This window comes from Aeromonas sp. 6P (genome assembly GCF_051919525.1).
GTDB classification, from domain to species: Bacteria; Pseudomonadota; Gammaproteobacteria; order Enterobacterales; family Aeromonadaceae; genus Aeromonas; species Aeromonas veronii.
The window spans coordinates 502,302-515,711 of sequence record NZ_JBQBEO010000002.1 but is presented as its reverse complement, the minus strand read 5'-3'; the positions used below and the strand labels follow the sequence as shown (position 1 = coordinate 515,711).

The window sequence follows — 13,410 nt, the reverse complement described above, 5'->3', positions numbered from 1 at the left end:
GAGCACCCGGTCATTGCCAGGCGGAGCCATATTAATCAGCGGAAATCGATTCAAATGTGAGCGGAAAGGCAAAAAAGCCACCAAGTTTCAACAAGATAACGTTTTCAGACTGAAACTTCGATCCGGCTCACAGACCTCGCGGCCATTTGGCCTCATATCTGGAAAATGGCAGTCACGAGGTCAGAAAAGTCATGTCTGATCAAGTGGATAGACAAGGAGTAAACAATGAAACGGATTGAAGAGCAGGCAAGACGACTCGATCAGGAGTATCAGGCGATCGGGCAGCTGTTCGACCAGTTCTGCCAGCAGGCTGGCACCCTGGCCGAGCAGTATCACTTCTTCAACTGGCCCGATTATGAAGACTCGCCCCCGCTGAGCCGCGCCTTCACCCTGCTGGGGGAACCCCGCGAACTGCGGCTGCGCTGTCAGCCCGGTGAGCGATCCGCCCTCAATGGCCTGATCCAGGTGGTCTCGGAGGATGGCACCATAGATGCCAGCCTCGGATTTCGCGCCGATGGTCAGCTGCTGCTGGAGTCCGGCAAGCTGCTGGACAACCCGCCCGGACTGCTGCTCAAGTTGCTGCTCGGCGCTGTGTGGCAACACAAGCCCCAGGATGAGATCACCGTGCAGCCGCACTGACATCAGAGTGCCAACAGCACTGAAACCAAGGGGGCCAACGGCCCCCGTTATTTATCCTGTTCGCTGGCGATCTCGATGGTCACATGCACCAGCTCTTCATGGATCGCCAGCCGCTCGCGGATCTGCTGCGCCGGTAGCGGATTGACCATCAGCAAAGAGAGCACGCAGGCATACTGCTGCTGCCCTACCCGCCAGACGTGAAGATCGCGGATATCAGTGCCCGGCAGCTCGGCGATGACCTCGCGGATCTCCGCCACCAGCGGGGTATCCATCTCGGCATCCAGCAGCACCCGACCGGAGTCGCGCAACAGGCCCCAAGCCCATACAGCAACCAGCCCTGCACCCACTATGCCCATCAGCGGATCCAGCCAGTCGGCCCCCCACAACATACCCCCAGTCAGCGCCAGAATCGCCAGCACGGAAGTGGCCGCATCCGCCAGCACGTGGATATAGGCGGCGCGCAGGTTGAGATCCTGATGGCCGTGGTGATCATCATGGTCATGATGATGATCGTGGTCGTGATGCTCATGACGGTGGTCATGCCCATGGTGATGGTGGCCGTGATCATCCTTGAGCAGCCAGGCACAGGCGAGGTTTACCAGCAACCCCACCAGCGCGATAGCGATCGCCTGTTGATAGTGGATCGGGCTGGGATCGAGCAGCCGGAACACAGACTCGAACAGCATCAACCCAGCCACTCCCACCAGCAAGAGAGCGCTGGTGAAGCCACCCAGCACCTCGATCTTCCAGGTGCCGAAGCTGAATCTGTGGTCGCGGGCGAAGTGGCGGGCGGCGCGGTAGGCCAGCACAGAGAGACCGAGCGCCAACGCGTGGGAGCTCATGTGCCAGCCATCGGCCAGCAGCGCCATGGAGTTGTAGAACCAGCCGCCGCCAATCTCCGCCACCATCATGATGACTGTGAGCAGCACGGCCCAGCGGGTCTTCTGTTCGGCCAGCGGACTGCCCTCGTGGATGACGGGTTGATGGCAGTGGGATTGAGCGAGGGATGACATGGATTTCTCCTGAGAGCGATGATGCAATATACTATACCCCAGTATAGTTTTATTGATCGAGAGGATCCGTCATGTCCCACACCATTCACGACAAAAAGAAGCTGCTGGCACGGGTGCGCCGCATCAAGGGACAGGCCGGTGCGCTGGAGAGCGCGCTGGAGCAGGAGAGCGACTGCACCGCAATTTTGCAGCAGATCGCCGCCATCCGCGGTGCCGTCAACGGCCTGATGCTGGAGGTGCTGGAGGGACATATGCGCGAGCATCTCGGCGCCGCCGATGTCACCCCGGCAGAGCGGCTGGAGGATCTGGATCAGGTGGTCAGCGTCCTGCGATCCTATTTGAAGTAAGCAGGATGGCGGCACCATCCCTTCAGGCTAGACCAGCGTCAGGCTTGAGCCACCGCCAGCTTTGCGCCATGATGTCCAGCCCGGCTGACCGCCGGTTTTACTGGACAGTCAATTTCAAGGATCCCCCATGTTTGAACACGTCGATGCCTATGCTGGCGACCCCATCCTGACGCTAGTCGAGACCTTCCACAAAGACACCCGCGAGCAGAAGGTGAACCTGGGGATTGGCCTCTATTACGACGAGCAGGGGCGCATTCCGCTGCTGCCGTCGGTGCAGCAGGCCGAAGCCCAGCGCGCCGCCGCCCCGGCGCCGCGCCCCTACCAGCCTATGGAAGGCGCCGCCAACTACCGCACCGCAGTGCAACATCTGCTGTTTGGTGCCGACCATGAAGCGGTCAAGGCGGGACGTATCGCCACTATCCAGACCATCGGTGGCTCCGGCGCGCTGAAGATCGGCGCCGATCTGCTCAAGCGCTACTTCCCGACCTCCGAGGTGTGGGTCAGCAATCCCACCTGGGACAACCACAAGGCGATGTTCGAGGGCGCCGGCATCAAGGTGCACGACTACCCCTACTACGATGCGGCCACCGGCGGCGTGCAGTTTGACGCCATGATCGACTGCCTGAGCACTCTGCCGGCGAAGAGCATCGTGCTGCTGCACCCCTGCTGCCACAACCCGACCGGAGTGGATCTCTCCCGCGCCCAGTGGGATCGGGTGATCGCGCTGGTGGTCGATAAGAACCTGATCCCCTTTATGGATATCGCCTATCAGGGCTTCGGTGACGGACTGGAAGAGGACGCCTACGCCATCCGCGCCATGGTAGCCGCCGGTGTCAGCTTCTTCGTCAGCAACTCGTTTTCCAAGAACCTCTCCTTCTACGGCGAGCGCTGTGGTGGCCTGTCGGTCATCTGCCAGGATGTCGAAGAGGCCAGCCGGGTGCTGGGCCAGATGAAGGCCACCGTGCGCCGCAACTACTCCAGCCCTCCCACCCACGGTGGCCAGATCACCGCGGCTGTGATGAGCCAGCCCGAACTGCACGCCATGTGGGTCGATGAAGTGACCGAGATGCGCACCCGCATCAAGGCGATGCGCCAGAAGCTCTACGAGGTGTTGAGCGCCAAGGTGCCGGGCCGCGATTTCAGCTACTTCATCAACCAGCGCGGCATGTTCAGCTACACCGGCTTCACCCCGGAGCAGGTAGATCGCCTGCGCGAGGAGTTCGCCGTCTATCTGGTACGCTCCGGCCGCATGTGCGTGGCGGGCCTCAATAGCCGCAACGTCGACTATGTGGCTGACGCCATGGCGGCGGTGCTCAAGGGCTAATCCGCATCAGCCCCGCTTTGGCGGGGCTTTTTGTCTGTTGCGTTCGCAGTCACCTCTTGAGGAGTCTGCTCACCCTCCCCCTGCTGTGAGAGAATGCCAGCAGGTCACGTTGAATCTTTCTGATTCCAAGCCTGTTTATCTTCATCAATTTCAGGAGCCACTATGGATCTGATCGCTCTCTCTCGGCTGGGAGGTCGCCATCTGGTCACCCTGCACCTGTTGCTCGACAACCAGAGCGTCACCCGCACCGCCGAGCGGCTCTGCACCACGCCTTCCACCGTCAGCAAAACCCTCAACCAACTGCGGGATCTGCTGGGGGATCAACTGCTCTACCGTCAGGGTAACCAGTTGCTGCTCACCCCCATGGCCGAGCGACTGGCTCCCACCCTGCATCGACTACTGGGGGAGCTGAACGGCCTCACTCGCCAGAACGCCTTCAACCCGCAGCAGTGGCAGGGCACATTGCGGCTGGGATTGCGCGAGAGCGTGATGACCTGGCCGGTGGGCCCCATTCTGGGTCAGCTGATGAAAGAGGTGCCGGGCATGGTGCCGGAGATCTGGAACAAGGATGAACAGGGGCTGGAGGCGCTGGCAGCGGGCAAACTCGACTTCGTGATCCTGCCCCATGACCAGAGCCAGCCGTTGCCGCGCCAGCCCGGGCTGGTGTGGGAGACCCTGCGGGAAGAAAAACTGGTCTGCCTGCTGCGCAAAGACCACCCCGCGCTGGCCAAACCCTGGGATCTCGATGCCTACCTGAGCTGGCGCCACATCGCCATCCGGGATCAGGAGCTGGCCAACCCCTTCTTCGAGCAGAGCCTGGCCCAGCAGCAGGTGCGTCGCCAGATTGGCGCCACCCTGCCCGATTTTGCCAGCGCGGCGGCTCTGCTGCCTCAAACCGACCTGATCCTCACCGCCATCGGTGGCTGGGCGGCCTGCATGGCCAGTCAGCCGGATCTGGTGATGCGTCCGGCACCGTTCGATTACGGCAAGGTGAGTCACAGTCTGGTCTGGTATGGCCCGGCCGGTGATGGCTCGGCCCGTCACTGGTTCCGCCAGCGGATCCTGCAACTGGGTCGCGAATTGATTGAGCCCTGAGCCGGACGACAGCGAGCAGAGATTGATGTTTCACCGCGGTGAAACATCAACGGCAAGCAGGGACTAGGGACGTTTGGTATAGATGGGGCTGGGGAAGGAGGCAACGTTGCTGCCCAGATCCGTGATGCGAGCTGCCCCCTGCTTTTTCACCTGATCGATGCGCAGCACCTGATGCATGGGAATAAGGGTCTGGCGCACATCGGCAAATTCGCTCTTGAGCTTCTCGTGACTGGGATCGACGATAAGCGCCGTATGGTTATCCCAAACAAAATCGGCGATCTCGATAAAACCAAACAGTTGGCCCTGATTGACTTCGCGCACATAAACTTCGTAGCGCTCGCTGTGGCAAATAAACTGAACCCGATATAACGCCTTGCTTTCACTCATGATTATCTGTCATTGAGGGGGTAAGAAGATGGCCATTATTCTAGCCGCCGTTCTCGCCCCCTCCAATAGACAGAAATCACAGTTGCGGCCTTTCCATGCCACACCTCACGCCATGACGGTCACCGGATGACGCAGCCACTCAGCCCATCAAGGCAGGCAGTGAGACCGGCCCCAATCCCGCTGCACGCAAACGGCTGGCCAGCTGTTCCAGCTCGGTTTGGTGAGCCTCTGGCCATTGCGCCGCCTCCCCCCGCACCCCGTGGTGGCGAAAGCCGTTGAGGCGAATGGGCACAGCGCCGAGCTGGCGCAGAAAATCGGCGAGACCGCGATCGAGCCTCCCCTCTGCGTCCAGAAAATCGCTCTTGCCCGGCACATGGAGCAGCCGCAGTTCGGTCAGCTTGCCGTGGCGTGCCAGCAGTTGCAGCGATGCCAGCACCCGCTCGCGACCATAGCCGGTCAGGGTGTGATGCACCGAGTCACGCCACCCCTTGAGATCGAGCATGGCGCCGTCGAGCACCGGCAGCAGCCGCTGCCAGCCGGTTTCGGCCAGCGAACCGTTGCTGTCGAGCAGGCAAGTGAGATGGGCCAGATCCGGCGCGGCCTTGATGGCGGTAAAGAGCGCAACCACAAAGGGGAGCCGGGTGGTCGCCTCGCCGCCGGAGACGGTAATCCCGCTCAGCAGTGGGCCGTAGCGGCGCAGCAGGGCCAACACGTCGGCCACCGTCATGGTGGCAGTCTTGGGATTGGCACTGCGCGGGCAGACATCCAGACAGGCGTCGCAATCGGTACAGAGCGCCGCCTGCCATTGTATCTTGCCTTCGCTCAAGGTGAGGGCACCGCTTGGGCAGACCGCAAGGCAGTCACCGCAATCGTCACACAGCCCTATGGTGTGCGGGTTGTGGCAGCCGGGGCAGCGAAAGTTGCACCCTTGCAGAAACAGCACCAGCCGGTTGCCCGGCCCGTCGACACAGGAGAACGGCAGCACCCTGCTCACCAGGGCGCTGCGTGTTGGCAAGGCGTCAGCCATCAGGTTCGAGCTCAATACTTGCAGATGGTCGATTCGTGGGCGACCACCCGCGGTGCCCGCTGCCGGATGGCAGTCACTTCACTCGCCTCGGCACCAAGACAGGTGGTCTGCAAGCGCGACCCCTCGGCTGCGAAGCGGGCCACGTCGCTCTTGCGGATCATGTAGCCGGTCACCCGCACCAGATCGCTGTCGGCCACGTTGGCGGTGAACTCGCGCATACCGATAGCGAGCGCCCCTTTGCAGAGCTGCAACAGCGCCTGCGGGTTCTGGCGGATGGTGGGATCCAGCGTCAGGATCTCGCTGATCCCCGAATGGTAATAAGTGTGGTGCGGTGCCAGTGCCAGCACATGGCTGGCCGGATCCGGCTCATGCCCGTAGGGAATGCGCACCCCGGGGGTAACAGCCACATCGATGCTGAGGCCACCTTGCGAGTGCAATAAAGCGCGGCCACCCCAGGCATGGGTCTGCGGGGTCGTGGTCACATAGGCGGAGAGTTGGGCCGAGATGCGATAGCCAAGCTGGTTCGCCTCCTCGCCATGGCCGTAGCGATCCGGCAGATTCTCTTTATCCATCAAGATATTGACCGCTTCCGCCATGCCGTAGATACCGAACATGGGGACGAAACGATCCTCATCCAGCAGCCCCTCTTTCACCAGAAAGCTGTCGAAGAAACCGGACTCATCATGGAGGAAAGCAGCCCGCGCTTCGATCAGCTGAGAGGCCAAGCGGCAGTAATGGGGCAGCAGGCAACCGAGGAAGTCATCGATCCCCTGACACTGCTCGGCGACCCGCTTGAGGGAGATGCGCACCAGGGTATTGGCGCCACCGGCCTGCGGCAGGGCGTTGTAGCAGCTGACGATGCCAAAACCACGCTGGTCAAAGGTATCGCGATGGATCGGGTAGTTGGCGATGTGCGGCTTGCTGCACTCGGCGATGTTCTTCACCGCCTGCAACAGCAGGCTGTCCGGGGTCTGCTCCGGATCGTGGAAAAAGGTGAGGTTCGGCGCCACCTGCTTGAGCTCGTTGTCGATGCGCAGGATCAGGCGGCAGATGCGGTTGTCATCCGGCCCGATGTTGACGTGCATGAAGGCATCCGGCAGCACCCGATCCAGATAGATCCAGAACCCCTTCAGCTTGCGATAGAGGGTCTCGTCATCCAGTTCGCCGACAAACGGCAACAGCAGATGGTCGAGCCGCCCCAGCCAGACCGGCATGCCGGTGACGGAGGGGACATGGTGATAGAGGATGCGCAGGGCGTTGAGCGCCTCGTCGAAATCCTGCGGCGCCGCCAGCTCCAGCCAGGCAGAGCCCTGAGTCAGGAATTTTTCATAGTCCGGCAGCACATAACGTGGCTTGTAGGGGGCGTGCCCTTCGAACATGTCGCAGATAAATCCCTGCTCCATCGCCTCGGCGACTGCGGCAGGCAGGTCGGGGTAGGGCAACGCATTCTCGGCGGCCAGCGCCAGCGCGTGGCTCTTCTGGGCAGCGGAGAGATGGGGATCGCGCACGATGCGCTGACAGGTTTCGATCAAAGACATGGGACACTCCTTCACGGATAGAGCCCATATCCTCACCATTTGCAGGCTTTTTTTGAAGTGACATTCACAACAATACGAATGTCTCAAAAAGACATCCGTGAGAGAGGATCACACCCCAAACAGAACGGGGGCCTTGTCTGCCGACAAGGCCCCCGTTGTGCGGATCAGGGTTCGATGACGATGGGCGTACCCGGATCAATCGCGTCCCACACCTCATCCAGCTCGTGATTGAGCATGGCGATACAGCCGTTGGTCCAGTTGGAAGGCTGAACCCTGCGGTTGCCAATGCTGTTGCGCTGGCCGTGGATCATGATCATGCCACCCGGACGAACACCCAGCTCATTGGCACGCTTGATGTCATCCAGGTTCGGATAGTTGATATGGATGGCTTTGTAGTAGCCGGAATTGGTCTTCTTGTAGTCGAGGGTGTAGCGTCCTTCCGGCGTACGCTGATCCCCTTCCTGCTGCTTGTGCCCCTTGGGCGCCGGGCCCAGAGCAATCCAGTAGCGCTTCAGTTCTTTGCCATCCTTCATCAGGGTCAGGCTATAGGTCGACTTCTTGACCACCACCAAATCGGCTTTTTCGGTAAAGGCAAAACTCAATGCGGGCCAAAGCCCCAACAAACACAGTAATACGGCTCTCATTCCATCCCTCGACAAGCCTCTGGTGCGGGCTTTTCTTGTTACCAGATCATCTGAACGATGCCCGCCGAGCGGCGAGCGAGCGCCATGATATTGGATCGCCATCAATACTCAATATGCCCGGCAAAACATATCTTGCCGCAGCCAAGCCATCTTCCTTGAACGCCGTCATTTGGCATTGGTAATTAACAGTTAAAACAACAAGATACAAAAAATTATCGCGCTGGCACCCGGGGCAACGATCGGCGAAGATAACACTCCACTCCCCGACAGGATCATGCCATGCGCTCTTCGTGCCGCCTCGCCACCCTGCTGTTCTCGCCACTTCTGCTCTGGCTGCCTGCCAGTGTCGCCGCCGATGCACTCTGGCTGCGCGAGCCCGCCCTCTCCCCCGATGGCAAGCAGCTTGCCTTCACCTGGCAGGGGCGCATTTTTGTCGCCAGTGCCGAGGGTGGCCCCGCCACGGCACTCACCGGCAGCGACTACCTGAGCCAGCGGCCAATCTGGTCGCCGGATGGCAAACAGCTCGCCTTTGCCGCCAATCTCTACGGCAACGAAGATGTGTTCGTGGTACCCGCCAACGGCGGCGAGATGGTGCGCCTCACTCGCGATTCACGCACCGACCTGCCGCAAGCCTTCAGCGCCGATGGCAAACGGCTGTTGCTGAGCAGCCAGCGCCTGGGGGCGCCCGATGCCGACCATTTTGTCGCGGAAGGCTACCAATGGGGCGAGCTCTACTGGACCCCGATCACCGGCGGCACCTTGCAGGCCAATCTGCCGCTGCCTGCGACCCTGGCCCGCCCCCACGGGGAGCGGCTCGTCTACCAGATGCCCGCGGCGGATCAACCCTTTCGCAAGCATCAGCACTCGTTTGCGGTGCCCCGCCTCTGGCTGTTTGATGGCAAGCAGCACAAGCAGCTGACCGAAGATCGGGTGGCGGCCACCGATCCGGTCTGGAGCGACAAGGGAGATGCTCTCTTTTACCTGAGCGAGCGCAGCGGTGATTTCAACGTCTGGCGCCGGGATCTCGCCAGCGGCAAGGAGCAACAGCTGACCCACTATCAGGGCCATCCGGTGCGGGGGCTCAGCGCCTCTCGCAATGGCGATCTGGTCTGGTCATGGCTGGGGGAACTCTATCGCCTTGATGCCGGTAGCAGCGAGCCACGCAAGCTGACCCTCACCCCGCAAGTGGCCAGCGCGCCGGATGAGGCGAGCGAGGCCCTGACCCTGGCAGACGAAGCGCTGGTCAGCGAAGAGGCGGATGAGCTGATCCTGGTGAGCGAGGGCAACCTGTTTGCCGTCGACCCCGAGCGGGAGCGGGTGCGCCAGCTGACCCGAGATCCGAGCGAGCAGTCCAGCCCCCTCTTCGCCGAGCAGGGCCGTGCCCTCATCTATCTGTCGGAGCAGCAGGGGCACGCTGCCCTCTATCGCCTGCGCAGGGGGGATCCGGATCTGCTGTTCAGCGATCCCGGCACTCTGACCGAGAGTCTGCTGCTGGCCATTCCCGACAAGGGGATCAGCCGTCCGGTGCTATCCCCCGACGGCAAGCAGCTCGCCTTCGTGGTGGATGGCCAGGCCATCCACCTGCTGGATCTGGCGAGCAACAAGCAGCGGGAGCTGGTGCCTGCCAGCTTCAACCCGTCGCGCCACGAGGTGCATCTCGCCTTTGCCCCCGACTCCCGCCATCTGGCGCTCACCTTCCGCCCCGATGCGGCAGAGCAGGAGATCGCGGTGATCGACACGGCCAATTCCAAGGCCAAACCGGTCAATGTCAGCCTCAACGGCTATCAGGATGGGCAACCGGGCTGGAGCCAGGATGGCGCCATCCTCTACTGGCAATCGACCCGATTTGGCGCACTGGGGCCCGATGGCGAGCCCCTCGTCACCAACCTGCTCGGCATTTACAGCAGCCGCGCCGCCAGAGCCGATGCGATTGCCGAGCTGGAGCCGCCGAAAGGGGGATACGGCTTTGAGAGCGATCGTCTCAACCATAGAGAAGCACTGCTGCTACAACCCACCGGCACCCTGCTCGCCAGCCGCATCATCGGCGACCAGCTGATCTATCTGGTGGAGGAGATGGGGGTCAACAGCGAGAGCGAGATCAAGGGCTACAGCCAGGATCTGCGCAAAGGCAAAACCAGCGAACTGTTTGGCGAGCAGCCCGGCCCAGCGCTGGCAAGCCTCAACCAGCAGGGCACCCTGGCTACCCTGGTGCGGGATGGGGAGATAACCCGGATCCACCTCGACTCCGGCGAGGCCACCAGCGCCCCCTTCGCCTTGCAACCCAGCAGCCGCTGGCAGGCACGCATGACCGCCGCCTTCGATCAGATCGCCCGGCTCACCCGGGACGAGTTCTATCTGGACGATATGAACGGGGTGAACTGGGATAGCTATGTCGCCGCTTACCGCCGCCTGCTGCCGGGCATCGGCAACCCGCGGGACTTTGGCAACCTGTTGGCAGAGCTGGCTGGCGAGCTCAATGTCTCCCACACCTGGGGCAGCGGCCCCGCCCCCTTCCCGCGCATGGCGGACGAGACCGCCAGCCTTGGCGGCTACTGGCAGGATGGCGAGCAGGGGGTGATGCTCACCGCCCTGCTCTCCGGCGGCCCGCTGGATCAGGAGAGCGATATCGCCCCGGGCGCCCGCCTGCTCGCCATCAACGGCATCCCGATTGCCAATCTGGCCGAGCTGGATCGGGCCCTCAACCATCAGGCCAGTGCCCGGCTTGCCCTCACCTTCCAGCAGGAGGGCAACAAGCAAACTGACGAGGTGGTGCTCACCGCCATCAACAAGCAGCAGGAGTACCAGCTGCAACAGGATCGCTGGATTGAGAAACGGCGGGAGCTGGTGGCCAGCCTGAGCGGAGGACGGGTCGGCTACGTCTATCTGCCGGCAATGAATAGCGAGGTCTACGATGCGGTGGTGGCGGATGCCCTCGGCAGACAGCGCAATCGCGATGCGCTGATCGTCGATGTCCGCTTCAACAGCGGTGGCTATCTCGCCAATACCCTGGTGGAGTTTCTGACCGGCAGCGGCAGCGCCAAGGGGATGGCCAGCAGCTGGCCCCGTCAGGGCAAGGGGGAAACCGATGCCGCCACTCGCCAGTGGACCAAGCCTTCGGTGGTGCTGGTGAACGCTGGCAGCTACTCGGAAGGCTCCGCCTTCCCCGAGTACTACCGTGCCCTCAAGGTCGGCCCCATCGTCGGCGATCCGGTGCCCGGCACCGGCACCATGGTCTACAGCCACGACTCCCGGCTGATCCCGGGACTCTCCTACGGCATTCCGACCCTGGGGCTGCGCAAACCGGACGGTACCTTCTACGAGAATCAGGAGCTGATCCCGGACCAGCAGGTGCCCCTCACTCCGGCTGACATGGTGGCTGGACGCGACCCGCAGCTGGAGGCGGCGGTACAAGCCGCCCTCAAGCAGTTGCCAGCCAGCGCCAAATAACGGCGCCCATCGAGCTCAACGAAAGCGAAACAGCTCGCGATGCAGATGCCCGTCCGGCAACAGCCGGGTCAGGGCATCTGCCATCCCCTCCGGCCCGCAAAACCACACCTTCTCGGGCGCATCCTGCGCGATGCGGATCAGATCCAGCCGCCCGGCTGTCTTGTCCAGATGCAGCTGATAGCGCACGCCGGTGCGATGACAGAGCTCGGCCAACCGTCGGTTGTAGACAGCTCCCGCCAGATCCGGCGCGCACTGGATCAGGGTGATCCCCTCGCCCCGCTCCCCACGGGCAGCCAGCCCCTCCAGCCAGGCGACGAACGGCGTGATACCTATCCCGGCCCCCAGCCAGAGGGCTCTACCCCCCCCTTGCGGGGCGACAAAGGCGCCATAGGGCCCGGTCACCACCACCCCATCCCCGATGCGCGCCTCTGCCACCAGCTGACGGGTATGATCCCCGAGCGCCCGCACCGCGATCACCAGCTGGCGCCGATCCGCCGACACCCGCACCAGGGTAAAGGGGTGCGGCCCCTCTTTGGCGTCAAATTCGAAAAAGGCAAACTGACCCGGGCGGTAATGGGCGAGCGGCCTCTCCAGCTGCATGGTCAGCTCGCAGGTCTGATCCGCCAGCCCCCGCACCGCAATGACCCGGCCAGGATGGCGATCCCGCGCTCCCACTTGTCCCAACAGGGAGTCGAGGGCCCCGATAGCACCGATCCCGCCGATCAACCAGATCGATACCCCCACGGGAGTCATGGCCCCAATCTGAGGCAACAGGCAGAGCCCGTGCCCCCAACCCGCCAAATAGATGAGCGGCGCCAGCCGGTGGATCAGCCGAAAGCGACCATAACTCACCAGCGCCAGCAAGCTCACCACCACCAGCGCGATCAGCAGATAGAAACTCCACTCACCCAGGGTATTGCCAAGGGCATGAAGCGAGATGCCATTGCCTGCGCCAGCACCCACTCCGGCACCGCTGGCCCCACGCCGGGCGGGACGACTCAGCCAACCTGCCGAGACCGCCCACTTGGGCGCTTCTACCAACAGCCAGTGGGCGGTCAGCGCCAATGCACCGCCGATGGCCATCTGGCGGTGCAATCGCAACATCCGGTCCAGACCGCCACACCACACCTCCAGCTGCCGCAAGCGCAATGCCAGCAACAACGAAATCGCCATATAGGTCATCCCCAGCAGGCCGGTCAGTAACAACATCTCATGGCGCCAGGGCCACACCCCGTTGGCATCCCCCGCATAACCGAGCCACCAGACCCCGACCGCCAGCAGCGGCAACAGCCACCACATCCATTTGTTCGTCATAACATGCTCCCTGGTTCCATCGCGGCAGGGCCTCATCTCCCTGCTCATGGAGCCATTACACACCCGTCTGGTCACAAGACTTTGCCAGAGGGGGAAGCTTGTGTGGCAATGTGTGACAAACGGAAACAAAATAGGTGCCGAATGCCCCCTTATGATCACGTTTGTTGGCTCGCCCCTCTTCATAGGAGATGGCGCACAATCCACCTCCGCTGTGATTGACGACCTGCCAGAAAAAGGAATCAAATGGGGACGTTACATATCTGCGGCGGAAAACCTGCTGCCCACTCTTCTGCACAAGGAGTCCCCCCTTGCTTTCATCCACTGAACAACGCGTCAGCCCGAGTTGTCAGCGCGAGACCAACCATGTCGTGGTGCTGGTCGACAAATCCTTTGGCAAACAGCCGACACCGGAGCAAAAACGAACAGCATTTATCAAAGACTTCATTACCGGCTGGGCCGCAGGCCCCTTTCTGGCCAACATGGATCGCTTTGAACGACATGCCATCTGTGAAAATTGCGGAAATAAAGTTATTGATGAATGAAAAATTAGGGGCAAAACGACTGGTTTTGGGAGTGTCGGCGACATCGCTATGGCAAACCGGCCCGAAAAAAACGCTCCGGGTACCCCGCCCACT

At 62.1% G+C, this 13,410-nt stretch carries 12 protein-coding genes; 6 read left to right on the top strand and 6 right to left on the bottom strand.

Translation table 11 applies throughout. The annotated features are described in order from the left end of the window. Nucleotides 1-225 precede the first annotated feature (225 nt). Nucleotides 226-639: a hypothetical protein gene (locus ACTG2J_RS02470; protein ID WP_113740075.1), complete on the top strand. Its 414-nt coding sequence runs from the start codon at nucleotides 226-228 to the stop codon at nucleotides 637-639. Nucleotides 640-686: 47 nt separating this feature from the next. Here ACTG2J_RS02470 and dmeF read toward each other — a convergent pair whose 3' ends face one another. After that, a complete protein-coding gene (gene dmeF, locus ACTG2J_RS02465) occupies nucleotides 687-1,652 on the bottom strand; it encodes a CDF family Co(II)/Ni(II) efflux transporter DmeF (protein WP_113740074.1) in 966 nt (321 codons plus the stop codon). A 71-nt stretch (nucleotides 1,653-1,723) separates the two neighbouring features. Here dmeF and ACTG2J_RS02460 point away from each other — a divergent pair, with 71 nt between their 5' ends. The 3 genes from ACTG2J_RS02460 (at nucleotide 1,724) to ACTG2J_RS02450 (ending at nucleotide 4,418) form a co-directional block, all read left to right on the top strand. Further along, entirely contained in the window at nucleotides 1,724-1,999 is a 276-nt protein-coding gene (locus ACTG2J_RS02460; protein WP_113740073.1) for a metal/formaldehyde-sensitive transcriptional repressor, read from the top strand. A 127-nt stretch (nucleotides 2,000-2,126) separates the two neighbouring features. Beyond that, nucleotides 2,127-3,323: an amino acid aminotransferase gene (locus tag ACTG2J_RS02455; protein ID WP_439989045.1), complete on the top strand. Its 1,197-nt coding sequence runs from the start codon at nucleotides 2,127-2,129 to the stop codon at nucleotides 3,321-3,323. A 162-nt stretch (nucleotides 3,324-3,485) separates the two neighbouring features. Further along, complete coding sequence (locus tag ACTG2J_RS02450) at nucleotides 3,486-4,418, top strand: LysR family transcriptional regulator (protein ID WP_100646832.1); 933 nt, start codon at nucleotides 3,486-3,488, stop codon at nucleotides 4,416-4,418. 63 nt (nucleotides 4,419-4,481) lie between these two features. Here the strand turns inward: ACTG2J_RS02450 and ACTG2J_RS02445 are convergent, their stop codons facing one another. The 4 genes from ACTG2J_RS02445 to ACTG2J_RS02430 all read right to left on the bottom strand — a co-directional run bounded on the left by ACTG2J_RS02445 (nucleotide 4,482) and on the right by ACTG2J_RS02430 (nucleotide 8,014). Then, nucleotides 4,482-4,805, bottom strand: coding sequence for a DUF1820 family protein (locus tag ACTG2J_RS02445; protein ID WP_005340296.1), 324 nt, complete (start codon nucleotides 4,803-4,805; stop codon nucleotides 4,482-4,484). Nucleotides 4,806-4,944: 139 nt separating this feature from the next. Beyond that, complete coding sequence (locus ACTG2J_RS02440; protein ID WP_439989046.1) at nucleotides 4,945-5,832, bottom strand: YjjW family glycine radical enzyme activase; 888 nt, start codon at nucleotides 5,830-5,832, stop codon at nucleotides 4,945-4,947. Nucleotides 5,833-5,843: 11 nt separating this feature from the next. After that, entirely contained in the window at nucleotides 5,844-7,370 is a 1,527-nt protein-coding gene (locus ACTG2J_RS02435; RefSeq protein ID WP_368172337.1) for a YjjI family glycine radical enzyme, read from the bottom strand. A 164-nt stretch (nucleotides 7,371-7,534) separates the two neighbouring features. Next, the gene (locus ACTG2J_RS02430; protein WP_042084254.1) at nucleotides 7,535-8,014 is read right to left on the bottom strand and encodes a L,D-transpeptidase family protein; all 480 of its coding nucleotides are present in this window, start codon (nucleotides 8,012-8,014) and stop codon (nucleotides 7,535-7,537) included. Between the two features lie 279 nt (nucleotides 8,015-8,293). Between ACTG2J_RS02430 and ACTG2J_RS02425 the strand changes: the two genes are divergently transcribed. Further along, nucleotides 8,294-11,461, top strand: a complete 3,168-nt coding sequence (locus tag ACTG2J_RS02425; protein WP_113740069.1) for a S41 family peptidase — start codon at nucleotides 8,294-8,296, stop codon at nucleotides 11,459-11,461. Nucleotides 11,462-11,476: 15 nt separating this feature from the next. Here ACTG2J_RS02425 and ACTG2J_RS02420 read toward each other — a convergent pair whose 3' ends face one another. Further along, nucleotides 11,477-12,775: a ferredoxin reductase family protein gene (locus ACTG2J_RS02420; protein WP_201990740.1), complete on the bottom strand. Its 1,299-nt coding sequence runs from the start codon at nucleotides 12,773-12,775 to the stop codon at nucleotides 11,477-11,479. A gap of 308 nt (nucleotides 12,776-13,083) precedes the next feature. Here ACTG2J_RS02420 and ACTG2J_RS02415 point away from each other — a divergent pair, with 308 nt between their 5' ends. After that, nucleotides 13,084-13,317, top strand: a complete 234-nt coding sequence (locus tag ACTG2J_RS02415; protein WP_113740067.1) for a hypothetical protein — start codon at nucleotides 13,084-13,086, stop codon at nucleotides 13,315-13,317. Nucleotides 13,318-13,410: the final 93 nt, after the last annotated feature.

Bases quoted from the DNA above. Each gene is read 5' to 3' on its own strand.
- ACTG2J_RS02470 (WP_113740075.1), top strand. From the start codon at position 226: ATGAAACGGATTGAAGAGCAGGCAAGACGACTCGATCAGGAGTATCAG.
- dmeF (WP_113740074.1), bottom strand. From the start codon at position 1,652: ATGTCATCCCTCGCTCAATCCCACTGCCATCAACCCGTCATCCACGAG.
- ACTG2J_RS02460 (WP_113740073.1), top strand. From the start codon at position 1,724: ATGTCCCACACCATTCACGACAAAAAGAAGCTGCTGGCACGGGTGCGC.
- ACTG2J_RS02455 (WP_439989045.1), top strand. From the start codon at position 2,127: ATGTTTGAACACGTCGATGCCTATGCTGGCGACCCCATCCTGACGCTA.
- ACTG2J_RS02450 (WP_100646832.1), top strand. From the start codon at position 3,486: ATGGATCTGATCGCTCTCTCTCGGCTGGGAGGTCGCCATCTGGTCACC.
- ACTG2J_RS02445 (WP_005340296.1), bottom strand. From the start codon at position 4,805: ATGAGTGAAAGCAAGGCGTTATATCGGGTTCAGTTTATTTGCCACAGC.
- ACTG2J_RS02440 (WP_439989046.1), bottom strand. From the start codon at position 5,832: ATGGCTGACGCCTTGCCAACACGCAGCGCCCTGGTGAGCAGGGTGCTG.
- ACTG2J_RS02435 (WP_368172337.1), bottom strand. From the start codon at position 7,370: ATGTCTTTGATCGAAACCTGTCAGCGCATCGTGCGCGATCCCCATCTC.
- ACTG2J_RS02430 (WP_042084254.1), bottom strand. From the start codon at position 8,014: ATGAGAGCCGTATTACTGTGTTTGTTGGGGCTTTGGCCCGCATTGAGT.
- ACTG2J_RS02425 (WP_113740069.1), top strand. From the start codon at position 8,294: ATGCGCTCTTCGTGCCGCCTCGCCACCCTGCTGTTCTCGCCACTTCTG.
- ACTG2J_RS02420 (WP_201990740.1), bottom strand. From the start codon at position 12,775: ATGACGAACAAATGGATGTGGTGGCTGTTGCCGCTGCTGGCGGTCGGG.